Source organism: Vannielia sp. SX4, assembly GCF_052828525.1.
The window spans coordinates 3,894,774-3,919,183 of the sequence record NZ_CM128247.1 but is presented as its reverse complement, the minus strand read 5'-3'; the positions used below and the strand labels follow the sequence as shown (position 1 = coordinate 3,919,183).

Here is a 24,410-nt window from a genome sequence, read left to right as displayed (position 1 = left end):
CTCTGGCGCCAAATTGCCAGATGGAGCCCCCATGTATTCCACCCCCCTGCCCAAATTCGCCCCCGCCAATGGTGCTGCCTGCCCGGTTTGGGCCGTCGGCCCCGAGGGGCTTGAGAGCCTTTCCGCCGAGGCCGCCCGCTGGGCTGAATCCACGGGTTTCAAGGCCGGTGCGGGCGAGACCTGCCTTGTGCCCGGCGAGGGCGGGGCGTTGGGCGCCGTGCTGCTCGGGCTGGGGAGCGAGGCCAGCCGCGACCGGCGCCGGTTTGCCACTGGTGGGCTGCCGGGCGCTCTGCCCGAAGGCACCTACACGCTGGCGGGCGCCTGGGAGGCGAGGGAGGCCGAGGAGGCCGCTTTGGGCTGGCTCTTTGGCAGCTACCAGTTCACCCGCTACGCGGGCAGCGCGAGCACGAAGGCTCAACTGGTGTGCCCCGAGGGGGTCAACGCCGCGAAGCTGGAGGCGATTGTGGCGGGCGAGTTCCTGACCCGCGATCTCATCAACACCCCGACCTCCGACATGGGGCCGGAGGCGCTGGAGGATGCCTTCTTTGCGCTGGCGAAAGAGCAGGGCGCCAAGGCCAGTGCCATCCGGGGTGACGACTTGCTGTCGCAGAACTTTCCGATGATCCACGCGGTGGGCCGGGCCAGCGCAGAGGCGCCGCGGCTGCTGGACATGCGCTGGGGCGAGGACGGGCCTGCGCTGACCCTCGTGGGCAAGGGCGTGTGCTTTGACACCGGCGGGCTGAACCTGAAGCCGGGCGCCTCGATGGGCTTGATGAAGAAGGACATGGGCGGCTCGGCCACGGTGCTGGGCCTCGCGCGGATGATCATGGCGCTGGGGCTGAAGCTGCGGCTGCGGGTGCTGGTGCCGGCGGTGGAGAACTCGGTGTCGTCCAACAGCTTCCGGCCGCAGGATATTCTGACCTCGCGCAAGGGGCTGACGGTGGAGATCAACAACACCGACGCCGAGGGGCGGCTGGTGCTGGCCGACGCGCTGACTCTGGCGGGGGAGGAGAACCCCGACATGATCGTAAGTTTCGCCACGCTGACCGGCGCGGCGCGGGTGGCGGTGGGCGATGACCTTTCGCCGTTCTTCACCGGTAACGAGGCGCTGGCAGGGGCCTTGGCGGAGGCCGCGGCAGAGGTGGCGGACCCGGTCTGGCGGATGCCGTTCCATGCGCCCTACGAGCCGCGCATCGAGCCGGGCATCGCGGACCTCGACAATGCGCCCAAGGGCGGCATGGCGGGGGCGATCACGGCGGCGCTGTTCTTGCGGCGCTTCGTGCCGGAGGGCGCGGACTATACCCATTTTGATATCTACGGCTGGCAGCCCAACCCGTCGCCGGGGCGGCCGAAAGGGGGCGTGGGCATGGGCGCGCGGGCGCTGCTGGCGGCTTTGCCGAAGGTGCTGGGATGAAGCTGGACCGCCGCCTCACCCCCGCCAATGCCCGCGTGGCGGCCGCCGCGTTGAAGGGGCTGGTGGAGGCGGAGGCCTATGTGGAGGGCGAGGCGGCCTGCGTTTGCGCCCCGCTGACCGACATCTGCCGCGATCCGGCGGGTGACCGCGAGCGGCAGCTGCTGATGGGCGCGCGGGTGGTGGTGTATGAGCGGGTGGCGGGCTGGGCCTTTGTGCAGGCGGCCGCCGATGGCTACGTGGGCTATGTGGCCGAGGCGGCGCTGGGCGAGGTGGTCGCCCCGACCCACCGCGTGAGTGCCCGGCAGAGCCACCTTTACCCGGAGCCGAGCATCAAGGTGCGGGAGAAGGCGGCGCTTTCCTTCGGCGCGCAGGTCGTTGTGACCGGGCAGGAGGGTGACCTCTGCGAAACGCCGGGCGGGTTTGTGCCGGTGCAGCACCTGACGGAGGTTGGCACGCGGATGGACCGGCTGGAGGTGGCGCAGCTCTTTTTGGGCACGCCTTACCTTTGGGGTGGCAACTCGGGCGCGGGGATCGACTGCTCGGGGCTGGTGCAGGCGGCGCTCTGGGCCGAAGGGCATGACTGCCCGGGCGACAGCGACATGCAGGAGGAGGCCGTGGGCGAGGGTGTGGCGCTGGATGCGCCGGTTGAGCCGGGCGACCTGTTCTTCTGGCCGGGGCATGTGGCGATGGCGCTGGATGCGGAGCGGCTCATTCATGCGACGGGGCATTTCATGAGCACGGTGATCGAGCCGCTGCCCGAGGCGCTGGCACGGATTGAAGGTGCGGGCTATGCGCTGCGGTCGCGGCGGCGGGTGGGCTAGAGCGGGGAGTCGGGACAAGTCCTGCCCCATGCGGCTAGGTGGATGTTACCGCCACGCCACCGGGTTGAGTTTGAACAGGGTTGAAAGCTGGGCGTAGACCTCCGGCTCCTCCTCCATCAGGGCGGCGGGTTGCTCGAAGAAGACCTCGACGGCCACCGCGAAGAACTCCTCGTGGCCCTCGCAGCCATAGGGGTCGATCACGCCGCGTTCGCCGCGCTCCACCCGCGCGCAAAGCCGCTCGTAGGCGCCGGTGAAGACCCGCGCCCATTCGGCAAAGCTCTGGCCACGGGCCATGACGGGGGCGCCATCGGCTGCGCCGGAGAGATCATCGACCTGATGGGCGAATTCGTGGAGCACCACGTTGTGGCCATCGTGCTCATCGGCGGCGCCCGCCTCGGAATGGGCCCAGCTCAGGATCACCGGGCCGCGCGCCCAGCTCTCGCCGGTGCGGACGGTGTCCTGCTCGGTCACGACGAAGCCGTTGTGGCTGGCGCGGCGCGAGCGGAAGGCGCCGGGGTAAATCAGGATGGTGCGCAGGTTCACGAACCATGTGTCGGTGTTGACCACCAGCAGGCAGGCCTGCGCGGCGATGGAGAGGCGCATCTCGTCGGTCACCTCCAGCCCGCCGCGCCCCAGAAACTCGACCTGATCAAGAAAGAGGTTCACCCGGCCCTCCAGTGCACGGGCCAGATCGGGCGGCAGACGGCGGGTGATGGGCACCTTGGCGGCAATCACCGCGCGCTGGGCCTCGGTCAGCGGCATAGTCAGAAGGGCGGCACGGGAGCGGCGGCGCAACAGCTTGGCGACACCCCATGCGAGGGCGGCGAGCGCCATGATGCCGAGGACGATGAGGGTGGGCACGGGCTTTGGTTCTGGTGGCGGTTACTCGACGGCGCGGATCAGCTTGCGTTCGAGCACGCGGAGCACGGTGCGCAGATCGTGGCCGCGCTTGAGCACCTGCCCGTCCATCCCGATCACGGCATACATGCCCTGCTTGGCCCGCATCTTGGGGCGCTTCTCGATCCGGTAGAGCGGGTGCTCGGCGGTGCGGCGGAAGATCGAGAAGACGGCAACGTCACGCAGGCTCGATATGCCGTAGTCACGCCACTCGCCAGCGGCGACGAAGCGCCCGTAGAGACCAAGAATGAGCGAAAGTTCGGGGCGCTGGAAGGCGACCGGCTCGTTCGCGCGATTGCCGGGAAAGGGCGTGGGCGACTGCACGTTCATGCCTATGAGAGTGGGGGCAAGCGGGGGCAAAATCAAGCGTCTCGAAAATGTCGCAAAATGGCCCCCGCAGGGTCGCCCGCCGATCCTGACCGCGCCGTGATCGGTTGCGATACACCTCGGCACGCAACGAGCCCCAGGCTCGACCCCGGTGGGGTGGCATCATAGCCCCCACCCAGTCGCCCCACCGGGGTGCCAGACTACAGTGCCCGTCGGCTTTGTCCGGCGGGCCTTTTTCTGTTCGGGGTCAGGCGAACCGCCCGTGGCAGAACCAGCCGCCCGAGACCGCCCCGCCGTGGGCGTAGAACAACCAGAGCCGCGCGCCGCAGGCGGTTTCGACCTGCCAGTAATCGCGCTGACCGCTCCGCCATGCCGGCTCGTCGAGCCACCATTCGGGGGCGATCCGCTCGGGCCCGGTGGCCGAGGCGGTGGCAAACTGGCGGCGGCGCCAGCGGAAGGCCAGCGGCAGGGCGGCGGGCCGGTCGCCGGGCGGGCCGGAGGGGGTGACGAACTCGGGCGCAAACAGGGTCAGCGGGCGCGGCTCGGTGGGGCGGGGGGGCCAGTCGGTGGCGGGGGCGGACCATGCGGCGGCGCGGAGCTGGGTGGCCTTCTCGGGCACGTGGCTGTCGCCGGGGTGGAGCCGATGGATCTGCTCCAGCCCGACCCGCGCGCCCAGCCGCCCGATGAGGTCATCGAGCGCGGTGTCGTTCTGCAGCCGGGCGGCGGCATCGGCGCTGGCCCCGGCGTGGCCGCGGTGCTGCACCGCGTGGACCGGCTCGGTGACGGTGGCCACCAGCCGGATCACGTCGATCCCGTCACCGGCGTCGACCTCGGCCAGCTTCATCCGCAGCAGGGGGCGCAGGCGCTCGGGGTCAGCGGAAGGGCGGGCGAGGCCCAGTTCGAGCACCTGGGCGCTGTGATCGCAGCGCAGCAGGTGCAGCCGGAGCCGCCGCGCGCCCATGCCGCGCGCGCGCAGCCGGGCCTCAAGCGCGGGCAGCAGCCGGTCGATCCCGGCGGCAAGGTCTGGCTCCAGCCCGATCGGCTCTGGCAGGGTCAGCCGCACGGCATAGCGCGGCTCGGGGCGGGCGGGGGAGACCGGCTCGGGCGCGGTGCCGAAGGCCTGATCAAGCCGCAGCACGAGATCGGCGCCAAAGCGGCGGGCCAGAGCGGCGCGGGGCTGGGCGGCCAGCTCCTCGACCCGGCGCAGCCCGAGGCGGGCAAGCTGCTGGGTGGTCTTGGGCGGCAGGCGCAGCGCGGCCAGCGGCAGCGGTGCCAGCGCCTCGCGGGCCATGCCGGGCGCGGCGATGCGGGCCTCGGGGGAGGGCGCATCGGCGGCCAGCGGGGGCGGGCCGCCGCGCTCCCAGTGTCGCCGCTTCACCGCGCGGGCGCGGGTGGCATAGGCCTCCTGGTCGATCGCATCGCCCGAGCGCAGCGCCCCCGGCCCCTGGCCCGCGAACCGCGCCAGCGCCCAGGCCGCGCCCACGGTATCGGCCACCCCGGCGCAGACCGTCAGCCCGAGCTGGGCGCAATCGGCCTCGGCCTCGCCCATCAGCCCGGCCTCGCCGCCGAAGAGATGGGCGCAGCCGGTGATATCCACCACCAGCCCCTCGGGCGGGGCCTCGCTGATCCAGGGAGAGAATTTGCCGGCCCAGCGGCGCAGAACGGTGAGAAACCCCGCCTCGATGGCGGGCCGCTCCAGTCGGGTGACGAGATCTGGGCAGACCGCCTGCGCATCGCGCAGCGGTTGGCCGGGGCGCAGCCCGGCGGCGGAGGCGGCACGCGACAGCGAGGCGAGGCTCACCACGTTGCCGCTTTCGCGCACCACGGCCAGCGGCACCTCGGCCAGCGCGGGCTCGGCACGGATCAGCCGCTCGGCGGCAAGCCGGGGGAACCACAGCGAGAGGATTCGGCGGTTGGGCATGGGGCGGCAGCAGGCATGTTCGTGATTTGTTCCACTTTAGCCTTGCGCTATGCGGGAGTCGAGTCCGCCTGATCCGGGTGGATCAGCCGCAGGTGACGCGGGTGATCAGGCCGGCGGGGTCGAGGTAAAAGTTCATCCGGTAGGGATTGTACTCTTGGGTCACGATGCCGCCATGGGGGATGACCCGGATCTGGCGGGTGACGCCGAGCGTGGGGATCACGCTGGAGGGTTGGCCGATGGCGGCGGTGCGATAGGTGGAGGCGCCGCAAATGTCAGGCTCGCGCTCCACAAGGCCGCTGTCAGCATTGTCCTGCAGCGGATCTTCGCTCGGGGGGAGGTCTTCAACCGGGGGCTGACAGGCGGCGAGCGCCGTCAGGAGAATCAGGGCCTTGAAAGATTTCATCGCGGGTTTCTTCCCATATCCGGTTGAATAAACGCAGAGATTCCCCCACGGTTCCGCGCGACAGATTAACGGGAGTTTCGACAAATGAAAACGCGCGCCGCGGTGGCCCTTGAGGCTGGCAAACCGCTTGAGATCATGGAGGTGAACCTTGAGGGCCCGAAGGCGGGCGAGGTTCTGGTGGAGATCAAGGCGACGGGGATTTGTCACACCGATGAGTTCACCCGCTCGGGCGATGACCCGGAGGGGCTGTTTCCGTCCATCCTGGGCCATGAGGGCGCGGGCGTTGTGATGGAGGTGGGCGAGGGCGTGACCACGCTGAAGCCGGGCGACCATGTGATCCCACTCTACACCCCCGAATGCCGGGAGTGCGCCTCTTGCCTGAGCGGCAAGACCAACCTCTGCACCGCGATCCGGAACACGCAGGGCCAGGGCCTGATGCCCGACGGCACGACCCGGTTCTCGATGCTCGATGGCACGCCGATCTATCACTACATGGGCTGTTCCACCTTTGCGAACCACACGGTGATGCCCGAGATCGCGCTGGCGAAGGTGCGCGAGGACGCGCCCTTCGACAAGATCTGCTACATCGGCTGCGGCGTGACCACCGGCATCGGCGCGGTGATTAACACGGCAGGTGTTGAGATTGGGTCAACGGCGGCCGTTTTTGGCCTCGGCGGCATCGGGCTGAACGTGATCCAGGGTCTGCGGATGGCGGGCTGCGACAAGATCATCGGGGTCGATCTGAACGACGACAAGGCGGAGATGGCGAAGAAATTCGGCATGACACACTTCGTTAACCCTTCGAAGGTAGAGAACACGGTGCAGGCCATCGTGGACCTGACGAAGACCGAGCTCGACCAGATCGGCGGCGTGGACTACTCGTTCGACGCCACCGGCAACGTGAAGGTGATGCGCGACGCGCTGGAATGCTCGCACCGCGGCTGGGGCGTGAGCGTGATCATCGGCGTGGCGCCCGCGGGCGCCGAGATCAGCACCCGCCCGTTCCAGCTGGTGACGGGCCGGGTCTGGAAAGGCACGGCCTTCGGCGGCGCCAAGGGCCGGACGGATGTGCCCAAGTTCGTGGACTGGTACATGGACGGGAAGATCGAGATCGACCCGATGATCACCCACAAGCTGAAGCTGGAGGACATCAACGAAGGCTTCGAGCTGATGCACGCCGGTAAATCCATCCGCGCCGTGGTGGAGTATTGATCCGCGCTGCTGCCCTTGTGGCGGCACTGGCGGCCAGCCCCGCGCTGGCCGCTCCGCTGCTCGAACTCCGCGTAGGCCCGGTGGCTGCCGAGGCCGAGGCGGAGGACATCGTGAGCGTTGCCCCGGTGCTCGACGCGCAGCCGGGCTTCGACATTACCATCTCGGAGCGGTTCAGCGAGGCGGTGGGCAAGCTGACGGCGGCTCACGTGGGCGAGGAGCTGCGGCTTTCGATCTGCGGTGAGGTGGTGATGCGGCCCCGGATCATGGAGCCGATTCTGGGCACCGGGATGCGGCTGATGCCGATTCCGCCGGAGAAGGCTCAGACCTACCTGTTGTGGCTCACCGGGCGGGAGCCCTGCCCGGAGGAGTGAGCGGCGCAGCGCTGCCCCGTTCTGCGGCCAAGGCCATAGCCTGAGGGAACCGGCGTGGCGTTTGCGCGGTTCATCCTGCATAGGAGGGCCCGCCGATGAACACCAAATCCAGCTTCCCGACCGAACTTTTGCCAAGCGAAGAGGCCCAGAGCCGCCTTGTGCCGGTGGCCGTGGCCTGCGGGCTGGTGGCGGCGGGGGCGCTACTGTGGCGGGCCAAGCCGCGCGCGCTGGAAATCCCCGACCCGGTGCCGCTGGGCGCCAAGCCCTCGAAGAGCCTGTTCCGCCGGATGGCCCGCCGCTCGCGCGACGGGGTTCACAAGATCGCGCCCGGCAACATCTCGGTGTCGCTCGGGCGCTCGCTGGTGATCGCGGGCGGGGCGCTGCTGCTGACCCGGCTGCTCGATGAACTGGCGGGCGAGGACTAACCCTTTCGCGCCACCACGAAACGGGCTGGCGGATTGGCCGGGTAGTTGCCGGTCTCAACAATCGTCAGACCGGCGGCCTCGTGCAGCGCGTCGATCTCAGCAACCTTGAAGAACCGCACTTTGGGTGCCTGCCGGAACAGCCGCATCGCGCCGATGAGCGGGCGCAGATACCACATGCGGCTGAGGGCGGTGGTCTTGGTGATCACGTAGCCGCCCGGTTTGACGCGGGCGGCGAGAGTGGCGACGGCGGCGGCGGGATCGGGCACCAGATGCAGGAGGTTGAAGGCGATGGCGGCGTCGAACGGGCCTTCAGGCAGGCTTTCGACCCCGGTTTGCTCCAGCGTGATGTTGGTCAGGCCATCGGCCTCGATCCGGCTGCGGGCGATCTCCAGCAGGGCATCGGAAATGTCGGTGGCCACGATCCGGCCTGCGTGCGGTGCAAGGCGGCGGGCGGTGGTGCCGGTGCCTGCGCCCGCCTCCAGCACAGCCGCATCTGCGGCGAGGTAGCTGGCGGTGCGCTCCAGCGTGGTGGCATAGGCGGCCTCATCCGAGATCGGGCGGGCGGCGTAGCGGGGGGCGACCTTGTTCCAGAATTTTGCGTCGGTCATGGGGGGCTCCGTGGATTTGATCTGCGGGTTTGATCTGTTGGGGCAGATGTAGCCAAACGCGGATCACATAAGAATTGCCTGATTTCGCATTTGATCTATGCATATGTGCATGAAGCCCCCTGCTGCCTCTTTCGACTGGAACCAGGCGCGCGCCTTTCTGGCCGCCGCCGAAGAGGGCTCGCTCTCGGCCGCCGCGCGCAAGCTGGGGCAGACCCAGCCGACGCTGGGGCGGCAGGTGAGCGGGCTGGAAGAGGCACTTGGTGTGACGCTCTTCGAGCGGGCGGGGCGCAGCTTGCAGCTCACACAGGCGGGGCGGGAACTGCTGCCGCATCTGCGCAGCATGGAGGAAAGCGCGGGCCACGTGGCGATGGTGGCCGCCGGGCAGGCGCAGGGGCTGCAGGGGCGCGTGGTGATCTCTGCCTCCGACATGATGGCGGCGCGCACGCTGCCGCCGATCATCGCCCGGCTGGCGCGCACGGCGCCGGAGCTGGAGATCGAGCTGATCTCCTCCAACAGCCTGTCGGACCTGACCCGACGCGAGGCGGATATTGCCCTACGCCACGTGCGCCCCACCGAGCCGGAACTGGTGGCCCGGCTTGTCGCGGAGCAGGCGGCGAAGTTCTATGCGGCCACCGCCTACCTCGAGCGGGCCGGGCGGCCGGAGAACGTTGCGGCGCTGGGAAGGCACGATTGGGTGGGGCACGCGAGCGCGGAGACAATGCTGGAGTATCTTGCGGGCAAGAGTATTGAGGTGCCGCGCGAGCGGGTACGCGTCGTGGCCGACAATGGGCTCGCCTATTGGGAGCTGGTGCGGCAGGGCATGGGGATCGGCATCATGGCGCGGGAAGAGGTGCAACTGGGCGAGGGGATCGAGCCGGTGCTGCCCGATTACACCTTCATGACCATCCCGGTCTGGCTGGTGGCGCATTCCGAGTTGCACTCGTCGCGCCGCATCCGGGTGGTGTGGGACTATCTCGCGGAGGCGCTTTCAAAGCGGGCGGCGAAGCCCTAGGTATGGGCCCATGGATAACAAGAACAACACACCTCTCCTCGCCGTCCTGATCGACGCCGACAACACCTCTCCCAAATGGGCAAAGGCGATCTTTGACGAGATCGCGGGCATGGGCGAGGCCTCGGTGCGCAGGGTCTATGGCGACTTTTCTTCCAACCAGATGAACGGCTGGGCCAAGGTGCAGGCCGAGTTCGGTCTTGTGCCACATCACCAGCCGGCGAACACCGTGGGCAAGAATGCGAGCGATATCGCGCTGGTGATCGACGCGATGGACCTGCTGCATACGGGCCGGTTTGACGGGTTCATTCTGGTGTCGTCCGACAGTGACTTTACCCGGCTGGCATCGCGTATTCGCGAACAGGGCTACGACGTGTTCGGCATCGGGGCGCAGAAAACGCCCGAGGCCTTCCGGAAGGCCTGCAAGCGGTTCATCTTTCTGGAAAACCTCGAAGGCGCGCCGCAGCAGAAGCAATCGGCCAAGGGCGGCGACAAGCTGAACGAGGCGCGAGACTTGATCTTCCGCGCGATGGACGCGCTGGAGACGGAAGACGATTGGTATGCGCTGGGGCCGCTTGGCCAGCAGGTGACCACGGCAAACCCGGATTTTGACGTGCGAACCTATGGGTTCCGCAAGTTCTCGGACCTTGTGGGCAAGATCCCGGTGCTGGAAACGCGGCGTGGGTCGGGGAACCAGTTGCAGGTGCGGCGGGTGGATTGAGAAAGCACGGGGGCATGGCCGATCTGTTCGAGGTTCCACCGGAGCGGATTGCAGAGTTCCTCGACCGCTACCAGTCTCTTCACGATGCGGAGATTCTATCGGTGCATGTTGAGGAGCACAGGCTCATCATCGACCTTAGAAACCTCTGCGACATTGACCCCGAAACGAATTGGTGGCGCGAGACGCAGACCTCGGCCAGTCTCATCTTCGATGGCATCCGCGATCTGAGGATGGAGGGTGATTTCGTTGGGTACTGTGTCTCGCAACTCGGAACCACCGACGGAGGCGAGGTTTTTCTTAACGGTGATGCCGGACAAATCTCTGCAAGATACAACTCCTTCCGCCTTTACAGCAGTGAGCCTTTAGGACCGCAGCTGAAAGTCTGACAGGCAGATCCGCCATGTATTCGCACCACACAGGGAGCCGCACCGTCGACGGGCCGCGGTACGGCGATGCAACGGTCTTTTGCTAGCGCTTTATGTCAGCCGTGGTAGCTCTTTGCTCGATTGACGCGCAAACGTCGGCCAATCGCCGTGCCGGGGGGGCGGCCCGGCGATGGTGCGGCGGCTTCGCCTTGATTCCGCACCTGGCGCGAGGCTGCATGGTACGGCTCACCCCTCCGACCAATCCTTCGCGTGCTTCCGCAACTCGAACTTCTGAATCTTCCCCGTCGGCGTCTTCGGCAGCTCGTGGAACACCACGTGCTTGGGTGTCTTGAAGCCTGCCAGCGACTCCCGGCAGTGGGCGATCAGCTCCTCCTCGGTCGCCTCGGCCCCCGGCTTGAGCTCGACATAGGCGCAGGGGACCTCGCCCCATTTCTCGTCGGGCTTCGCCACCACGGCGCAGAGGTTCACCGCAGGGTGGTGCATCAGCACGCCTTCGACCTCGACCGAACTCACGTTCTCGCCACCGGAGATGATGATGTCTTTGGCGCGGTCGGTGATCTGGATGTAGCCGTCGGGGTGCTGGATGGCGATGTCTTCGCTGTGGAAGTAGCCGCCGCGGAAGGCCTCTTCGCTGGCTTCGGGGTTCTTGTAATAGCCCTTCATCACCATGTTGCCGCGCATCACGATCTCGCCGGGGGTCTCGGCATCCATCGGGGTCTGGCTGATAAACTCGTCCATCACCGTGACCTCTTCGGCGGTGGGCATGGCGACGCCGGTGCGGGCCTTGATGGCGGCGCGGTCCTTTTGCTCCAGCCCATCCCATTTGGCGCCGTCCCAGAGGCATTCGGTGATAGGGCCGTAGGTTTCCGTCAACCCGTAGACCTGGGTCACATTGAAACCCAGCGGCTCGACGGCGGCGAGGATGGCGGCGGGGGGCGGGGCGCCGGCGGTGAAGACCTCGACAGTGTGGTCGAAGCTGCGGCGCTCGGCCTCGGGCGCGTTCACCAGCAGGCCGAGCACGATGGGGGCGCCGCCGAAATGGGTGACGCCCTCGTCGGCAATGGCGTTGTAGATGTTCTTGGCGGTGACATCACGGCAGCAGACAATCGTGCCGCCGAGCGCAGGGATCATCCAGGTGTGGCACCAGTTGTTGCAGTGAAAGAGCGGGACGATCACGAGGTAGCGCGGCTCCATCACCATGCGCCACGAGATCACCTGGCCGAGCGTGCTCAGGTAGGCGCCGCGATGGTGGTAGACCACGCCCTTGGGCCGCCCGGTGGTGCCGGAGGTGTAGTTGAGCGTGAGGCTCTCCCACTCGTCCTCGGGCATCACCCAGGGAAAATCCTCGCGGCCCTCGGTGAGCAGCTCCTCATAGGTGGTGTGGCGGCCTGTGGGCTCCAGCCCGGCCTCGGGGTCTGGCACCTCGATGATCACCGGGCGCTCGCCCTCCATCACGCCCAGCGCCTCTTCGGCGAGGGGCACGAAGGCGGTGTCGCAGAGCAGCAGCCGGGTTTCGGCATGTTCGAAGATATAGGCGACGGTGCCCACATCGAGCCGGACGTTGATGGCGTTGAGCACCGCCCCGCAGGCGGGCACGCCGAAATGCGCCTCGACATGGGGCAGGGTGTTGAGCAGCAGGGTCGAGACCACCTCGCCGGGCTGGATTCCGCGCCCCTCGAGCGCCGAGGCGAGGCGGGAGACGCGGGCGTGATACTGGGCGTAGCTGTGGCGGGTCGAGCCGTAAACCACCGCCTCGCGCTCGGGGAAGAGCTTCACAGCGCGGGCAAGATGGCTGAGCGGGGTCAGCGGCGCGTGGTTGGCGCGGCGTTTCTGCAAGCCGCTCTCATCTCTCATCCAGCCCATCGTGCGCTCCCTCCCTGTCGCGTCGGCCCAGAATAATCGCAGCGCGACAGGGATCAAGAAATTGCCGGGGCCGGGGGGCGGAGATAGTGTCGCGCCATGATCCTCTCACGCGGGCGCGGCTACCTCTTCATCCACATTCCCAAGACCGGGGGCACCTCGATGGCGCTGGCGCTGGAGGCGCGGGCGATGGCGGATGACGTGATGCTGGGCGACACGCCGAAGGCGCTGAAAAGGCGGCGGCGTGTGAAAGATACGCAGACGGCGGGGCGGCTGTGGAAGCACTCGCGGCTCGTAGATTTGCCGGGGCTGGTGGAAGAAGAGGAGATGAAACGGCTCTTCGTGTTCACCCTCGTCCGCAACCCCTGGGCCCGGATGGTGAGCTATTATCACTGGCTCCGGGCGCAGAGCTTTGACCACCCCGCCGTGACCCTGGCGCATCAACTGAGATTTGACGAATTCGTGGCGCACGGGCACACGCAGGCCAGCCTCGGCGCGGCAGATTATGGCAGCTATGTGCGCCTGCCCTCCAGCGCGGAGCATTGCCAATTGTTCATCCGGCTGGAACATCTGGAGCAGGATATCGCCCCGCTTGAGGCGCATCTCGGCTTCGCGCTCACGCCACTGCCGCATGTGAACCGGAGGGCCCGCGAGGCGGACTGGCGCGGCGTTTATAGTAAACAAAGCAAGGCCGATGTGGCACGCATCGCCGCCCGCGACATTGCCCGTTTCGGCTACCGCTTCGAGGGCGAATGACCGGATTTTGGTAAATTGCTTCGTGCATCCGATTCAATTTTTAGACGCCTGCCGAATTGTCGCCCGTGCCGAAACACTGCCGCATTCTGGCCCGTTTCCGGACTGAATGAGGGCTAGGGAATCACTCTGACTGTCCTTGCTGCTACCGGAACCGCAGCTGCCGATTTGGTTCCGCAATGAGGGGATGGTGCAAAATGTTCATGGGATGGAAAACGAATGATCTGAGTATCGCTGGCGCGCGGCCCGCAGGCGACCGCCGCCGCGATGCGCGCGGCGCGGGCCACGGGATCGTGGCGGGCACGCTGGTGGCGACCTCGATGGGCTGGCGCCCGGTCGAGGCCCTGATGCTGGGCGACGAGGTGATGACCTTCGATGGCGGCATGCAGCGGATCACCGGGTTGAGCCGCGCCCGCCTGTGGAACGGCGAGGCCGAGTGCCCGCGTGCGATGTGGCCGATCCGGGTGCCTGCTGGGCTGGTTGGCAACCGCCGCGATCTGGTGCTGATGCCCGAAGAGACCGTGGTGATCGAGAGCGATGCCGCCGAAGACATGTATGACGACCCGTTTGCCCTCATCCCGGCGATGGCCCTCATCGACATGCCCGGTGTGGAGCGCGTTTGCCCGGCGACCGAGATCGAGGTGATCTCGATCAGCTTCGACGAGGATCAGGTGATCTTTGTGGAAGGCTCGGCGCTGATCTTCTGCCCGACCGGCGCGGCAGGCGAGCCGATCGGCATGGCCGCCCTGCTGAGCGAAGAGTTCAACGGCACGGCGAGCAGCGCCTATCAGGTGCTGTCACTCGATGACGCCCGGCTGCTGGCGAGCTGCATGGTGGCCGAGCAGGCTGCCCGCGGTGTGCCCGCCGCGGCGGCGCGGGCCGGGCGGCTGGCCGCCTGACGGATTGAGACAACGGCGGGCCGGAAGCGGCGCGCCACTGACCACGCCACGTCGGGGGCGCGCCTTGCTCCCGACAGAACGCGACAGACAAGGCCCGCCCCGACAGGCGTTTCCATCCCACCTCCAGGGTATGGGCCTCTGAACGGAAAACCCCGGCGAGACAGAAGTCCGCCGGGGTTTTTTATGTGTCGGTTCGGTGGTTTGGCACTCACCGGATATCAGGCGGCCTTTGCGTCTGCACCGGTGCCGAAACGGTCGTAGAAGGTGCCCCCGGAGGCTGCGATCTCGCGCAGCAGGGCCGGGGTGGCGAAGCGGTCGCCGTGGGCGGCGGTGAGGGACTCGGTGAGCTCCACGGCGCGTTCGGCGCCGAGGATGTCGAGCCAGGAGAACGGCCCACCGGACCAGGGCGCGAAGCCCCAGCCGAGGATGGCGCCCACGTCGCCCTCGCGGATGTCCTCCAGCACGCCCTCTTCCAGCGCGCGGACGGCCTCGAGCACTTGGGCGAAGAGCAGGCGGTGCTGGACTTCGCTGAGGTCGGGCTGCTCATCGGCGACCGGATACTTGGCTTCAAGACCGTCCCAGAGCAGGCCGCGCTTGCCCTTGTCGTCGTAGCTGTAGAAGCCCGCGTTCGATTTGCGGCCAAGGCGGCCCTCGTCGGCCATCCAGAACAGCACCTCGTCGACCGCGCCATCGGGGTAGGCATCGCCCATCGCGGCCTTGGTGGCCTTGGCGATCTTCACCCCGAGGTCGATGGAGGTTTCATCGACCAGTTGCAGCGGGCCGAGCGGCATGCCGACCAGCTTGGCGGCGTTCTCCACCAGCGCGGGCTCCACGCCCTCCTTCACCATGCGGATCCCCTCGTTAATGTAGGGGATGATGCAGCGGTTGGCGTAGAAGAAGCGGGCGTCGTTGACAACGATCGGCGTCTTGCGGATCTGGCGGACGTAGTCGAGCGCCTTGGCGACGGCGCGGCTGCCGGTTTGCTGGCCCTTGATGATCTCCACCAGCATCATCTTTTCGACCGGCGAGAAGAAGTGGATGCCGATGAACTGCTCGGGGTTGTCCGAGGCCTTCGCCAGTTCGGTGATCGGCAGGGTGGAGGTGTTGGTGGCGAAGATGCAATCGGGGCCGACGGCGGCGAGCACTTCCTTGGTGACGGCGGCCTTGACGCCTACGTCTTCGAACACCGCCTCGACGATCAGGTCGCATCCCGAAAGCGCCGCGTAATCGGTGGTGGCGGTGATCCGGGCCAGCACCTCTTGCTTCTTTTCCGGCGTCGTCTTTTTGCGGGCGATGCCCTTGTCGAGATAGCTTTCGGAGTAGGCCTTACCCTTGTCGGCGGCCTCCTGTTTCTGGTCGATCAGCACCACCTCGATGCCTGCCTGCGCCGAGACCAGCGCGATGCCTGCGCCCATCATGCCCGCGCCGATCACGCCGACCTTGCTCACCTTCTCATCGGCCACGTCAGGCCGGTTGGCGCCTTTTTCGAGCGCCTCCTTGTTGATGAAGAGTGAGCGGATCATGGCGGAGGAGGAGGGATTCATCAGGACATTGGTGAACCAGCGGGCCTCGATCTTGAGGGCGGTGTCGAAGGGCACCTGCATTCCCTCGTAGACGGAGGACAGCAGCGCCTTGGCCGCCGGGTAGACGCCCTTGGTGTTGCCGTTGACCATGGCGGAGGCGCCGACGAAGGTCATGAAGCCAGCCGGGTGGTAGGGGGTGCCGCCGGGGATCTTGTAGCCCTTCTCGTCCCAGGGCTTTACGATCTTGGGCTCAGAGAGAACCCACTCCTTGGCGCGGGTCAGAAGCTCTTCGGGGGCAACGACCTCATCGACCACACCGGCCGATTTGGCCTTCTTCGGATCGTTCAGCTTGCCCTCGAGCAGCAGGGGCGAGGCCCCCATGGCGCCGAGTTTCCACGACAGGCGGGTGGTGCCGCCCATGCCGGGGAAGATGCCGACCATGATCTCGGGCAGGCCGATCTTTGCCTTCGGGTTGTCGGCGGCGATGATGTAGTGGCAGGCGAGCGGGATCTCCAGGCCGATGCCGAGCGCGGTGCCGGGGAGGGCGGCGACGATGGGCTTTCCGCCCTTGTTCTTGTCGTCCATCCCGCCGCGCTCGAGTTTGCGTAGGATCTTGTGGGTTGCCATGATGCCGTCGAAGAGGCCCTTGGCGGGGTTGTCGCCGGCGCTCTCCTTCATCTTGGCGATGATGTTCAGGTCCATGCCGCCGGCAAAGCTGCCCTCCTTGCCGGAGGTCAGGATCACGCCTTTCACGGCGTCATCGGCCAGCACATCGTCGATCAGCGCGTCGAGCTCCTGAAAGCCCTCCATGTTCATCACGTTCATGGATTTGCCGGGCGTGTCCCAAGTGAGGGTGGCCACGCCGTCGGCGTCGATGCTTTTGGTGAATTGGGTCATGGGTTTTCTCCCTTTCGGCTCAGCGGGGCCCGTCCCACGGGCTGCCGTCTCTGTAGGTGAAGCGGATCTCGCCGCCTTCGATTTCGATGCGGAAGTCGTGATCGGAGTAGTGGGCCACCTCGGAGGGGGCCTTGGTACCGATCACGAGGAACGTCGCGGGGGCGTCGCTCCGGTTGGTCATGTGGTGGCCGTTGGCCTCGCCCGCCGGGAAGGTGGCGACATCGCCGGGCGCCATCGGATGCGCGCCGTGGTCGTCGACCAGCACGAAGTGGCCCTCGGTGACGATCAGGAACTCGTCCTCGTTCTCGTGCCAATGCCGCAGCGAGGCGAGCGCACTGGGTTGGAGGGTGACGAGGTTGGCGCCGAACTGGGTGAGCCCACCGTGCTGGCCAAGCCGCAGCGAGGAGCGGCCGCCGACCATAGCGTTGTAAGGTTCGGGGTAGATCGAGCCGGTCTTGACCGGCGCGGCGGCAGGGTCGAGCAGGGCGCTGGGCAGGTCGGCGGGGGCCGAGACATCGTCAGGCAGCATCTGCCGGTCGCCCGAAGCGGGGATCAGCTTTTTCTCGCCGTGGTCGGGGTAGTGCACAACGTCATCCCCGCCGCGTTTGCCGACGATCAGGTAGCTGCAGGGCGCGTCGCTCGCGTTTTCGATGCAATGGGCGTTGGCGACGCCCTTGGGCCAGGCCACCGTGTCGCCGGGGCGCAGCGTGCTGCTGCCGCGGTTCTCGTGGAGCGTGGCCTCGCCAGTGAGCATCCACAGGAACTCGTCCTGCTCTTCGTGCCAATGGCGGTTCGAGGAGCGGGAGCCGGGCTGCAACTCTTCGACGAAGGCGCCGAACTGGGTCAGGCCGCCGGTATCGGAGTAGAGCCGCGCCTCATAGGCTCCGTGGCTGGCGATGGCCTCGGGGGTGCCGTTGTCGCGGCGGACGCTGTCGTGCGGGATTACCGGCATGGCCGCTCCTCCCAGCTGCGCGTGAGGGCCTTGGCGAGGCGCTCGTCGTCCGTGGCGTATTGGCTTGAGGCGATCATCCAGCGGCCCTCGATCCGGCGCAGCAGCGAGAAGGCCGGGAAGGGGCTGGAGAGCAGGCTGCTGCCGCACATCATTCGGGTGACGTGGGTGGCCTTGACCCTGTCGGGCCCGTCGAACTCGGCGGCGATGCAGTCACGCTCCAGCGCGGTCAGGCCGATCTGGTCGAAATAGGCCATGACCTCGGTGAAGAGATCGTGCAGGTCGGCCAGATCCTTCACCAGCCGCAGACCACCGAAGCTGTGCACATCGCCTGGCACGACGAAGTGGGGCGCGAAGGCCGCGTAATCGCGATCGCGGTAGGCCGCGCCGGTCACGTCCAGCAGATGCTGGCTGATGGCGCGGGCCTCTTCGTCGCTGCCTATGTTGCCGGAGGCGTCCAAGGGTCGGCCTCAGACGCGCTCGATGATGGTGGCCGCGCCCATGCCGGAGGCGACGCAGAGGGTGGCGAGGCCGAGCTCTTTGTCTTGCCGCTCCAACTCATCGAGTAGGGTGCCGAGGATGATCGCGCCGGTGGCGCCCAGCGGGTGGCCCATGGCGATGGAGCCGCCGTTGGGGTTGACGAGGGCCGGGTCGACATCGAAGGCCTGCATGAAGCGCAGCACCACGGAGGCGAAGGCCTCGTTGACCTCGAAGAGGTCGATATCGGACACGTTCATGCCGTTGTCGGCCATGATCTTCTCGGTCACTGGCACGGGGCCGGTGAGCATGATCGTGGGGTCGGTGCCGATCTTGGCGGTGGCGCGGATGCGGGCGCGGGCTTTCAGCCCGTGAGCTTCGCCGAACTCCTTGGAGCCGATCAGCACGCCCGCCGAGCCATCGACGATGCCAGAGGAGTTGCCGGCGTGGTGGATGTGGTTGATCCGCTCGAGGTGCGGGTATTTCATCAGCGCGATCTTGTCGAAGCCGGGCATGACCTCGCCCATGTCCTTGAAGGACGGGTTGAGCGCACCGAGCGCCTGCATGTCGGTGCCGGGGCGCATGTATTCATCGCGGTCGAGGATGGTGAGGCCGTTCTGATCGGTCACCGGCACGATGGATTTGGAGAAGCGGTCGGCCTCCCAGGCAGCGGCGGCCCGGTCCTGGCTTTCGACGGCCAGGGCATCTGCCTGATCGCGGGTGAAGCCGTATTCGGTGGCGATGATATCGGCAGAAATACCCTGAGGGACGAAATAGTGCTTCATCGCGACGGAGGGATCGACGGCCACGGCGGCGCCGTCGGAGCCCATGGGCACGCGGCTCATGCACTCGACACCACCGGCGATGTAGCCCGCGCCCGCGCCGCCCTTCACCTGGTTCGCGGCGAGGTTCACGGCCTCGAGGCCGGAGGCGCAGAAGCGGTTGATCGAGAGGCCGGGGATGCGCTCGTCGAGATCGGAGGCCAGAACGGCGGTGCGCGCAAGGCAGCCGCCCTGCTCTTTCACTTGGGTCGCGTTGCCCCAGATCACGTCTTCCACCGCGTGGCCCTCGAGGCCGTTGCGCTCTTTGAGGGCGTTCAGCACGCCCGCCGAGAGGGTCATGGCGGTGACTTCGTGCAGCGAGCCGTCCTTGCGGCCCTTGCCACGCGGAGTGCGAACGGCGTCGTAGATATAGGCTTCGGTCATTGCGGTCTCCATTTTCGGCGCCAGGCGTTTATGGACGCGCGCCATTGAATTTGGGTCGGAACAGAGTGGGTTGCGCCGATCCGCTTGCGGGCGGCCTCGATGGTGCCGGGCAGGGGCGGAAGGGCGGTCGTGTCGTTGCAGGTTGCGGGGTCGAGCTGGGTCAAGAACCAGCGGGCGGCGGCGCGGCGCATGGGGTAGCCCTCGGCCACGTCGACCTCGACCACTGGCTGGTAGTTGGTGACCAGCAGGGCGAGCAGGCGCTCGTGCTCTTCCTGGCTCTGATGGCCCCAGGTCAGATGGGCCTCAAGCATATCTGCCGGAACGGCGGTCAGCGCCTCGCGGGTTGCCACCAACTCAGCGTTCAGCGCGTCCCAGCCGGTGGCGATGGCAACGAGGGCCACGTCGGCAATGCCAGCATCCAGCCCGTCCGGCGCATGGCCGAAGGCGCTGGGCGTGTCGAAGGACCCGAGGGCGGCCTCGTAGAAGCCGGAGAACACCACCGCCAGCCGCAGCGGCTCCGGCAGGTCGGTCAGCCCGAAGCCGCCGTGCTGCATCAGGTTGACCGCGCTGTCGGCCAGCACCGTGATCGCGTCATGGCGGCGAAACGGGCCGTAGTCCGGCGGGGCCTGCGCAAGATCGCGCTCAAGGAGGGTGATGGTCGGCGTCATCGGTTCAGGCGCGGTCCGCCGGGGAGCCGGGCATCAGGTCGTAGGGGTGTTTCCAGCCGGGCTGCTCGCTGATGCGGGTGAGCCAGGCGTCGATAGCGGGGAAGTCGGCGCGAGTGAAGCCGAAGGGTTCAGGGTAGAAGAGGTAGCCGCAGCAGGCGAGGTCGGCGATGGTGAGCGCCTCGCCGGCGACCCAGTCGCGGCCCGTCAGATGTACCTCGAGCGTTTTCAGCGCGGCCTGAGTGCGACCGGAGACGAAGGCGATGGCCTCCTGCGGGCGCTTCTCTTCGGGCAGGAAGTTCATCAGAAAGCGCAGCGGGCCTTGCTGGCCGGAGCCCTTCTGGCAGTCCCAGAGGATCCAGCGGAGAATTTCAGCGTGGGGGGCATCGAGGAATTTGCCGGTCTTCTCGGCGATGTGGAACAGGATCGCACCGGACTGTGTGATGGTCTCGTCGCCATCGACCAGCACGGGCACCTCGCCCATCTCGTTGAGCGCACGAAACTCGGGGCTGCGGGATTCGCCGTTGAAGAAATCGACATAGACCGGCTCCCACTCGAGACCCGCCAGTTCAAGCGCCAGGGCCGCCTTGTAGGCGTTGCCGGACTCTCCGAAGCAATGGAGTTTGAGTGTCATGTGTCGGCTCCCTTGGCTGCGGTTGGAGTGGGGGCCAGCCCCCACACCCCCGGAGATATTTAGAGCAAGAAAATGGGCAGGGTGGTTTCATGCCAACCCGCGCCGCGCTCCTCCGCTTGGGCCGCATCACGCCACGAGTTGACGTGCGCGGCAAGGGCGACGTCACGTTGTTTTGGTCCGGTCAGGGCCGCGGGCTGCGGTTGAGCCGGGTTGTGAGGATGATGAGGCCGGATTTCGGGTCGAAGATCAGCGAGGTCGGGCACCACTGGCCGCCGCAGGGGCGATCCCATTCGATGAAGGTGCTGATGCCGGGAGGGCTCGTGACCTCGGGGCGCGAGGCGCGGGTGAGGGCGAAGACGTAGGGGAAGTGCTCCGCGAGGATGTAGCGCAGCCTGCGTGCGGGTTCCTCGCCTATCGGGGCGGGGAGGCGCCACTCTACCCGGCAGCTTCCACTGAGGGCGATGGAGGGGTGCCCCTCTTCTTCGTCGCGGACCACATCGCCGGTGGCGGAGAGATAGGTGGTGCCGGTGGACCTGTCGGGTGTGCCGAAGAGGTAGGGGCCTGAGTCGTAAGCGGCAAAGCCGGGCGGAAGGACATCCTCAACAGGGGCGCCGGCCTCGGAGGCGAGGCAGGTGTTGCGGAACATGCGCAGGAGGAGGACAGCGCCCATTTCGTTGGGATGTGGGGCCGCCGGAGTGCCGAAGCGCTCTGGCTGGAGGTCTGCGTAGCCGGAGAGACCGGCGGCAGCCTCGAGCATGCGCGGGGTGTCGGTGATCGCCTGCGCGGCAGCGGCGACCGGGAAGAGCGCTAGCCAGAGGGCAAGCGCGCGGCGCATCAGATTTCCTGCGCGGCCAGCTCCGCCTTGAAGGCGCGGAGGCGGTGCGGCAGCGTTTCTTCGTGCAGCACCGAGCTGGCGTTCTCGAACAGAAAGGTCAGGGCGTGATCGGCGGAGAGGCCGGTTTCATCGCAGAACCGCTTGAGATTGCGGTGGGCCGTCTCGGTGAGGGTGATCTGGTGTTTGCGGGTCAGGCGGAGCTTGTGGGCCATTGCCATCCTTCAGGGTTGGGGTGGGCGGGGTGAGGCCCCCGCCCGTTGATCCCAGCCTAGAAGGCCTCAGCCGCGAGGTCCATCACCGGCTCGGCGCCGCTTTCGATACGCTTGAGGTGCATCGCGGTCGCGGGCAGGCGGCGGGCCATGTAGTAGCGCCCGGTGGCCAGCTTGGTCTTGTGGAAGTCCGGGTCGGAGGTGCCCGACTCGAGCGCCTCAAGCGAAGCCTTGGCCATCATCGACCAGACCAGCCCGAGGCAGGTGTGACCGAAGAGGTGCATGAAGTCGTAGCTGCCGGCGAGCGCCGCGTTGGGGTTCTTCATGCCGTTCTGCATGAAGAACATGCCGGCGGCCTGAAGATCCTTGGAGGCCTGCTTGAGCGGGTCGAGGAAGCCTTTTTTCAGCTCTTCGTTGCCCTCGTTCTCCTTGAGGAAACCCTTCACCAGCTCGAAGAAGCCCATGACGTGCTTGCCGCCGTCCTGAGCCAGCTTGCGGCCGACGAGATCGAGCGCCTGCACGCCGTTGGCGCCTTCGTAGATCTGGGTGATCCGGGCGTCGCGGACGTATTGCGACATGCCCCATTCCTCGATGTAGCCGTGCCCGCCATAAACCTGCTGGGCCTGCACCGCCATGTCGAAGCCCTGATCGGTCAGGAAGCCCTTCAGCACCGGGGTGAGCAGCGAGATCAGCCCTTCGGCCGCCTCGTCGCCGCCGCGGTGGCTCTTGTCGATCAGCTGCGCGCCCCACATCAGGAAGGCCCGGCCGCCCTCGACGAAACTCTTCTGGTCGAGCAGGTTGCGGCGGATGTCGGGGTGGACGATCAGCGGATCGGCGGGACCGTCGGGGTTTTTGACGCCGGTCACGTCACGGCCCTGCAGTCGGTCCTTGGCGTAGGCGAGGCTGTTCTCGTAGGCGATGGCGGCCTGGGCGAGGCCTTGCATGCCGACGCCGAGGCGGGCCTCGTTCATCATCGTGAACATCGCCCGCATGCCCTTGTGCTCGGTGCCGAGCAGGTAGCCCTCCGCCTCGTCGTAGTTCATGACGCAGGTGGCATTGCCGTGGATGCCCATCTTCTCTTCGAGCTTGCCGCAGCTGACGCCGTTGCGCGCGCCCATGTTGCCTTCGTCATCGACGAGGAACTTGGGGACGATGAAGAGCGAGATGCCCTTTACGCCCTCGGGGCCGCCGGGGATTTTGGCCAGCACGAGGTGGACGATGTTGTCGGCCATGTCGTGCTCACCGGCGGAGATGAAGATCTTCTGGCCGGAAATCTTGTAGCTGCCGTCGCCCTGCGGCTCGGCCTTGGTGCGCAGCAGGCCGAGGTCGGTGCCGCAGTGGGGCTCGGTGAGGTTCATCGTGCCGGTCCACTCGCAGCTCACCATCTTGGGCAGCCACTTGGCCTTCTGGTCATCCGTACCATGCGCGAGGATCGCCGAGGCGGCTCCGTGAGTGAGGCCCTGGTACATGGTGAACGACTGGTTGGAGGCAGAGAACATCTCGCCCACGGCGGTGCCCATCAGGTAGGGCATGTTCTGGCCGCCAAATTCCTCAGGCAGGTCGAGGCCGGTCCAGCCGCCTTCTTTCATCTGGTCGAAGGCTGCCTTGAAGCCCTCCGGGGTGCGGACAACGCCGTTTTCAAGCGTACAGCCCTGCTGGTCGCCCACGGGATTGAGAGGAGCCAGAACCTCGGAGGCGAGCTTGCCCGCCTCCTCCAGTACCGCGCCGGTGAAATCGGCTTCAAGTTCGCTGTAGCCGGGAATATCGGACTGCGAGACCTTGAGGACATCGTGCAGAATGAATTGCATGTCCTTGGTGGGCGCGGTGTACGTGGGCATCTGTTTCCTCCCGTTGCCGGCCGGATTATTCGGCCGCTTGTTTCATTCCGTTGTCGGCGAGCGTGCCCTTGCCCCAGTCGATCTGGGCTTTCAGCTCTGTGATGGCGGTTGCGAGCTCTGCGCGCTGCTCTTCCATCTCTTCCACGCGCTGCTCGGCCATCTGCACCGAGGCTTCAAGCTGCCGGTGCTCGCCGTTTTCCATGTCGTAGAGGTCAAGCAGTTGGCGGATGTCTTCGAGCGAGAACCCGAACCGTTTGCCGCGCAGGATGAGCTTCAGTCGTGCCTGATCGCGCTTGGTGAAGAGCCGTTTCTGGCCTTCGCGCACCGGGAACAGAAGCTCCTTGGCCTCGTAGAACCGCAGGGTGCGTGCCGTCACATTGAACGCGTCACACATCTCGCGGATGGTCAAATATTTCTCCATCATTTCTTGCCCTCCGAATGGCTGCCCAAGTGTGTCTTTTCTTGAACGTGCGGGGGACATGATAAGTTGCGCCGGACCATACAAGCATCGCGTGCGCTGACGCAGTTGGAACGCTACGTCATTTTCCGTTGGGTAAAATATTCGGAAAGCTTACCCGGGGTCATGCGCAACTCTTCTCGCCGCCAAACCGCTTTGGAGACCACCCAAAGCGCTTTAAAAACTATTTATCGTGATAATTATTTCGAGGTCCGGCGAGAGGTCGCTCACTCGCCTTTCAGGAGAGCGAGGCTTCGGTATCGTCGCGCAATTGGCGCAGTTCCGCGATGGTCGAGTCGAGCTCGGCCCGCTGTTTCTCCAGCTCGGCCAACTGCAGGTCTGCGCGCTCGATCCAGATCTCGAGCTGGGGGCGGCTGCCGTCGCTTTCGTACATCTCCAGCCACTGGCGGATGTTCTCCAGCGAGAAGCCGAACCGGCGGCCGCGCAGGATGAGGGTCATCCGCGCTATCTCGCGCGGGCCGTAAAAACGCGACCGACCCTTCTTCTCGGGATCGAGAAGTTCGATGTACTCGTAATAACGCAGCGTGCGAGGCGTCACGTCGAAACGCGCGCACATTTCCTTGAAACTCAGCCGCTGCTCGGCCTTGTCTTCGGCCATGGGCGATGGCTCCCCGGCTTGATTTCCCCAACTCGGGCCTAGCCTAAATCAGAGGCAGGCGCTTATCAATCGCGC

Annotated in this window: 27 protein-coding genes; 10 read left to right on the top strand and 17 right to left on the bottom strand. The window is 66.7% G+C overall.

Features of this window, described 5'->3' with window-relative positions; all coding sequences use genetic code 11:
* Nucleotides 1-31 precede the first annotated feature (31 nt).
* Both ACUXVX_RS19405 and ACUXVX_RS19400 read left to right on the top strand, forming a co-directional pair.
* On the top strand, nt 32-1,414 hold the full coding sequence (locus tag ACUXVX_RS19405; protein ID WP_446309580.1) for a leucyl aminopeptidase family protein: 1,383 nt from the start codon (nt 32-34) through the stop codon (nt 1,412-1,414).
* The gene (locus tag ACUXVX_RS19400; RefSeq protein ID WP_446309579.1) at nt 1,411-2,235 is read left to right on the top strand and encodes a C40 family peptidase; all 825 of its coding nucleotides are present in this window, start codon (nt 1,411-1,413) and stop codon (nt 2,233-2,235) included. Before ACUXVX_RS19405 ends, ACUXVX_RS19400 begins: the two co-directional genes overlap by 4 nt.
* 45 nt (nt 2,236-2,280) lie before the next feature.
* On the opposite strand, the gene ACUXVX_RS19395 is transcribed toward ACUXVX_RS19400, so the two are convergent.
* The 4 genes from ACUXVX_RS19395 to ACUXVX_RS19380 all read right to left on the bottom strand — a co-directional run bounded on the left by ACUXVX_RS19395 (nt 2,281) and on the right by ACUXVX_RS19380 (nt 5,783).
* Entirely contained in the window at nt 2,281-3,096 is an 816-nt protein-coding gene (locus ACUXVX_RS19395) for a M90 family metallopeptidase (RefSeq protein WP_446309578.1), read from the bottom strand.
* A gap of 21 nt (nt 3,097-3,117) precedes the next feature.
* Nucleotides 3,118-3,462: a DUF2794 domain-containing protein gene (locus ACUXVX_RS19390; protein WP_222472044.1), complete on the bottom strand. Its 345-nt coding sequence runs from the start codon at nt 3,460-3,462 to the stop codon at nt 3,118-3,120.
* Between the two features lie 244 nt (nt 3,463-3,706).
* Nucleotides 3,707-5,380: a Y-family DNA polymerase gene (locus ACUXVX_RS19385; protein WP_446309577.1), complete on the bottom strand. Its 1,674-nt coding sequence runs from the start codon at nt 5,378-5,380 to the stop codon at nt 3,707-3,709.
* Nucleotides 5,381-5,462: 82 nt separating this feature from the next.
* Nucleotides 5,463-5,783, bottom strand: a complete 321-nt coding sequence (locus ACUXVX_RS19380; RefSeq protein WP_446309576.1) for an I78 family peptidase inhibitor — start codon at nt 5,781-5,783, stop codon at nt 5,463-5,465.
* Nucleotides 5,784-5,867: 84 nt separating this feature from the next.
* Between ACUXVX_RS19380 and ACUXVX_RS19375 the strand changes: the two genes are divergently transcribed.
* The 3 genes from ACUXVX_RS19375 to ACUXVX_RS19365 all read left to right on the top strand — a co-directional run bounded on the left by ACUXVX_RS19375 (nt 5,868) and on the right by ACUXVX_RS19365 (nt 7,791).
* Entirely contained in the window at nt 5,868-6,995 is a 1,128-nt protein-coding gene (locus ACUXVX_RS19375) for an S-(hydroxymethyl)glutathione dehydrogenase/class III alcohol dehydrogenase (RefSeq protein ID WP_446309575.1), read from the top strand.
* Nucleotides 6,992-7,366, top strand: a complete 375-nt coding sequence (locus ACUXVX_RS19370; protein ID WP_446309574.1) for a hypothetical protein — start codon at nt 6,992-6,994, stop codon at nt 7,364-7,366. Before ACUXVX_RS19375 ends, ACUXVX_RS19370 begins: the two co-directional genes overlap by 4 nt.
* Before the next feature lie 95 nt (nt 7,367-7,461).
* Nucleotides 7,462-7,791, top strand: coding sequence for a hypothetical protein (locus ACUXVX_RS19365; RefSeq protein ID WP_446309573.1), 330 nt, complete (start codon nt 7,462-7,464; stop codon nt 7,789-7,791).
* Here ACUXVX_RS19365 and ACUXVX_RS19360 read toward each other — a convergent pair.
* Nucleotides 7,788-8,399, bottom strand: coding sequence for a class I SAM-dependent methyltransferase (locus ACUXVX_RS19360; protein ID WP_446309572.1), 612 nt, complete (start codon nt 8,397-8,399; stop codon nt 7,788-7,790). The two genes, ACUXVX_RS19365 and ACUXVX_RS19360, sit on opposite strands and share 4 nt — an antisense overlap.
* Nucleotides 8,400-8,508: 109 nt before the next feature.
* Here ACUXVX_RS19360 and ACUXVX_RS19355 point away from each other — a divergent pair, with 109 nt between their 5' ends.
* Genes ACUXVX_RS19355 through ACUXVX_RS19345 form a run of 3 tightly spaced genes read left to right on the top strand, consistent with a single transcriptional unit; the run spans nt 8,509 to nt 10,515 of the window.
* Complete coding sequence (locus ACUXVX_RS19355; RefSeq protein WP_446309571.1) at nt 8,509-9,411, top strand: LysR family transcriptional regulator; 903 nt, start codon at nt 8,509-8,511, stop codon at nt 9,409-9,411.
* Between the two features lie 10 nt (nt 9,412-9,421).
* Nucleotides 9,422-10,129 carry an NYN domain-containing protein gene (locus ACUXVX_RS19350; RefSeq protein ID WP_446309570.1) on the top strand — a complete coding sequence of 236 codons (708 nt, stop codon included), beginning with the start codon at nt 9,422-9,424 and terminating at the stop codon, nt 10,127-10,129.
* A gap of 14 nt (nt 10,130-10,143) precedes the next feature.
* The gene (locus ACUXVX_RS19345) at nt 10,144-10,515 is read left to right on the top strand and encodes a hypothetical protein (RefSeq protein ID WP_446309569.1); all 372 of its coding nucleotides are present in this window, start codon (nt 10,144-10,146) and stop codon (nt 10,513-10,515) included.
* A 225-nt stretch (nt 10,516-10,740) separates the two neighbouring features.
* Here the strand turns inward: ACUXVX_RS19345 and ACUXVX_RS19340 are convergent, their stop codons facing one another.
* Nucleotides 10,741-12,378 (bottom strand): AMP-binding protein, encoded by a 1,638-nt coding sequence (locus ACUXVX_RS19340; RefSeq protein ID WP_446309568.1) that lies wholly within the window; start codon nt 12,376-12,378, stop codon nt 10,741-10,743.
* Between the two features lie 96 nt (nt 12,379-12,474).
* On the opposite strand from ACUXVX_RS19340, the gene ACUXVX_RS19335 reads away from it, so the two are divergent.
* Entirely contained in the window at nt 12,475-13,131 is a 657-nt protein-coding gene (locus ACUXVX_RS19335; RefSeq protein WP_446309567.1) for a sulfotransferase family 2 domain-containing protein, read from the top strand.
* Nucleotides 13,132-13,331: 200 nt separating this feature from the next.
* On the top strand, nt 13,332-14,027 hold the full coding sequence (locus ACUXVX_RS19330; protein ID WP_446309566.1) for a Hint domain-containing protein: 696 nt from the start codon (nt 13,332-13,334) through the stop codon (nt 14,025-14,027).
* A 218-nt stretch (nt 14,028-14,245) separates the two neighbouring features.
* On the opposite strand, the gene ACUXVX_RS19325 is transcribed toward ACUXVX_RS19330, so the two are convergent.
* From ACUXVX_RS19325 to ACUXVX_RS19275, 11 genes are all read right to left on the bottom strand, one after another.
* Nucleotides 14,246-16,447 (bottom strand): 3-hydroxyacyl-CoA dehydrogenase NAD-binding domain-containing protein, encoded by a 2,202-nt coding sequence (locus ACUXVX_RS19325; protein WP_446309565.1) that lies wholly within the window; start codon nt 16,445-16,447, stop codon nt 14,246-14,248.
* Nucleotides 16,448-16,466: 19 nt separating this feature from the next.
* The gene (locus ACUXVX_RS19320) at nt 16,467-17,399 is read right to left on the bottom strand and encodes a cupin domain-containing protein (RefSeq protein WP_446309564.1); all 933 of its coding nucleotides are present in this window, start codon (nt 17,397-17,399) and stop codon (nt 16,467-16,469) included.
* Nucleotides 17,390-17,857: a hypothetical protein gene (locus tag ACUXVX_RS19315; protein WP_222496512.1), complete on the bottom strand. Its 468-nt coding sequence runs from the start codon at nt 17,855-17,857 to the stop codon at nt 17,390-17,392. The genes ACUXVX_RS19320 and ACUXVX_RS19315 overlap by 10 nt, the downstream gene beginning before the upstream one ends.
* A gap of 9 nt (nt 17,858-17,866) precedes the next feature.
* On the bottom strand, nt 17,867-19,078 hold the full coding sequence (locus ACUXVX_RS19310; RefSeq protein ID WP_446309563.1) for an acetyl-CoA C-acetyltransferase: 1,212 nt from the start codon (nt 19,076-19,078) through the stop codon (nt 17,867-17,869).
* Complete coding sequence (locus ACUXVX_RS19305) at nt 19,075-19,746, bottom strand: hypothetical protein (RefSeq protein WP_446309562.1); 672 nt, start codon at nt 19,744-19,746, stop codon at nt 19,075-19,077. Before ACUXVX_RS19305 ends, ACUXVX_RS19310 begins: the two co-directional genes overlap by 4 nt.
* A gap of 4 nt (nt 19,747-19,750) precedes the next feature.
* Nucleotides 19,751-20,377: a glutathione S-transferase family protein gene (locus ACUXVX_RS19300; protein WP_446309561.1), complete on the bottom strand. Its 627-nt coding sequence runs from the start codon at nt 20,375-20,377 to the stop codon at nt 19,751-19,753.
* A gap of 181 nt (nt 20,378-20,558) precedes the next feature.
* Nucleotides 20,559-21,212, bottom strand: a complete 654-nt coding sequence (locus ACUXVX_RS19295; RefSeq protein WP_446309560.1) for a hypothetical protein — start codon at nt 21,210-21,212, stop codon at nt 20,559-20,561.
* A complete protein-coding gene (locus ACUXVX_RS19290) occupies nt 21,212-21,424 on the bottom strand; it encodes a hypothetical protein (RefSeq protein WP_222472064.1) in 213 nt (70 codons plus the stop codon). Before ACUXVX_RS19290 ends, ACUXVX_RS19295 begins: the two co-directional genes overlap by 1 nt.
* Nucleotides 21,425-21,480: 56 nt before the next feature.
* A complete protein-coding gene (locus ACUXVX_RS19285) occupies nt 21,481-23,259 on the bottom strand; it encodes an acyl-CoA dehydrogenase C-terminal domain-containing protein (RefSeq protein WP_446309559.1) in 1,779 nt (592 codons plus the stop codon).
* 25 nt (nt 23,260-23,284) lie between these two features.
* The gene (locus tag ACUXVX_RS19280; protein ID WP_222496506.1) at nt 23,285-23,683 is read right to left on the bottom strand and encodes a MerR family transcriptional regulator; all 399 of its coding nucleotides are present in this window, start codon (nt 23,681-23,683) and stop codon (nt 23,285-23,287) included.
* Between the two features lie 271 nt (nt 23,684-23,954).
* Nucleotides 23,955-24,335 (bottom strand): MerR family transcriptional regulator, encoded by a 381-nt coding sequence (locus ACUXVX_RS19275; protein ID WP_222472067.1) that lies wholly within the window; start codon nt 24,333-24,335, stop codon nt 23,955-23,957.
* Nucleotides 24,336-24,410 lie beyond the last annotated feature (75 nt).

What these genes read in the sequence shown, in the direction of transcription:
- ACUXVX_RS19405 (WP_446309580.1), top strand. Translation starts at nt 32, where the DNA reads ATGTATTCCACCCCCCTGCCCAAATTCGCCCCCGCCAATGGTGCTGCC.
- ACUXVX_RS19400 (WP_446309579.1), top strand. Translation starts at nt 1,411, where the DNA reads ATGAAGCTGGACCGCCGCCTCACCCCCGCCAATGCCCGCGTGGCGGCC.
- ACUXVX_RS19390 (WP_222472044.1), bottom strand. Translation starts at nt 3,462, where the DNA reads ATGAACGTGCAGTCGCCCACGCCCTTTCCCGGCAATCGCGCGAACGAG.
- ACUXVX_RS19385 (WP_446309577.1), bottom strand. Translation starts at nt 5,380, where the DNA reads ATGCCCAACCGCCGAATCCTCTCGCTGTGGTTCCCCCGGCTTGCCGCC.
- ACUXVX_RS19380 (WP_446309576.1), bottom strand. Translation starts at nt 5,783, where the DNA reads ATGAAATCTTTCAAGGCCCTGATTCTCCTGACGGCGCTCGCCGCCTGT.
- ACUXVX_RS19375 (WP_446309575.1), top strand. Translation starts at nt 5,868, where the DNA reads ATGAAAACGCGCGCCGCGGTGGCCCTTGAGGCTGGCAAACCGCTTGAG.
- ACUXVX_RS19365 (WP_446309573.1), top strand. Translation starts at nt 7,462, where the DNA reads ATGAACACCAAATCCAGCTTCCCGACCGAACTTTTGCCAAGCGAAGAG.
- ACUXVX_RS19360 (WP_446309572.1), bottom strand. Translation starts at nt 8,399, where the DNA reads ATGACCGACGCAAAATTCTGGAACAAGGTCGCCCCCCGCTACGCCGCC.
- ACUXVX_RS19355 (WP_446309571.1), top strand. Translation starts at nt 8,509, where the DNA reads ATGAAGCCCCCTGCTGCCTCTTTCGACTGGAACCAGGCGCGCGCCTTT.
- ACUXVX_RS19350 (WP_446309570.1), top strand. Translation starts at nt 9,422, where the DNA reads ATGGATAACAAGAACAACACACCTCTCCTCGCCGTCCTGATCGACGCC.
- ACUXVX_RS19345 (WP_446309569.1), top strand. Translation starts at nt 10,144, where the DNA reads ATGGCCGATCTGTTCGAGGTTCCACCGGAGCGGATTGCAGAGTTCCTC.
- ACUXVX_RS19340 (WP_446309568.1), bottom strand. Translation starts at nt 12,378, where the DNA reads ATGGGCTGGATGAGAGATGAGAGCGGCTTGCAGAAACGCCGCGCCAAC.
- ACUXVX_RS19335 (WP_446309567.1), top strand. Translation starts at nt 12,475, where the DNA reads ATGATCCTCTCACGCGGGCGCGGCTACCTCTTCATCCACATTCCCAAG.
- ACUXVX_RS19330 (WP_446309566.1), top strand. Translation starts at nt 13,332, where the DNA reads ATGGGATGGAAAACGAATGATCTGAGTATCGCTGGCGCGCGGCCCGCA.
- ACUXVX_RS19325 (WP_446309565.1), bottom strand. Translation starts at nt 16,447, where the DNA reads ATGACCCAATTCACCAAAAGCATCGACGCCGACGGCGTGGCCACCCTC.
- ACUXVX_RS19320 (WP_446309564.1), bottom strand. Translation starts at nt 17,399, where the DNA reads ATGCCGGTAATCCCGCACGACAGCGTCCGCCGCGACAACGGCACCCCC.
- ACUXVX_RS19310 (WP_446309563.1), bottom strand. Translation starts at nt 19,078, where the DNA reads ATGACCGAAGCCTATATCTACGACGCCGTTCGCACTCCGCGTGGCAAG.
- ACUXVX_RS19305 (WP_446309562.1), bottom strand. Translation starts at nt 19,746, where the DNA reads ATGACGCCGACCATCACCCTCCTTGAGCGCGATCTTGCGCAGGCCCCG.
- ACUXVX_RS19300 (WP_446309561.1), bottom strand. Translation starts at nt 20,377, where the DNA reads ATGACACTCAAACTCCATTGCTTCGGAGAGTCCGGCAACGCCTACAAG.
- ACUXVX_RS19295 (WP_446309560.1), bottom strand. Translation starts at nt 21,212, where the DNA reads ATGCGCCGCGCGCTTGCCCTCTGGCTAGCGCTCTTCCCGGTCGCCGCT.
- ACUXVX_RS19290 (WP_222472064.1), bottom strand. Translation starts at nt 21,424, where the DNA reads ATGGCCCACAAGCTCCGCCTGACCCGCAAACACCAGATCACCCTCACC.
- ACUXVX_RS19285 (WP_446309559.1), bottom strand. Translation starts at nt 23,259, where the DNA reads ATGCCCACGTACACCGCGCCCACCAAGGACATGCAATTCATTCTGCAC.
- ACUXVX_RS19280 (WP_222496506.1), bottom strand. Translation starts at nt 23,683, where the DNA reads ATGATGGAGAAATATTTGACCATCCGCGAGATGTGTGACGCGTTCAAT.
- ACUXVX_RS19275 (WP_222472067.1), bottom strand. Translation starts at nt 24,335, where the DNA reads ATGGCCGAAGACAAGGCCGAGCAGCGGCTGAGTTTCAAGGAAATGTGC.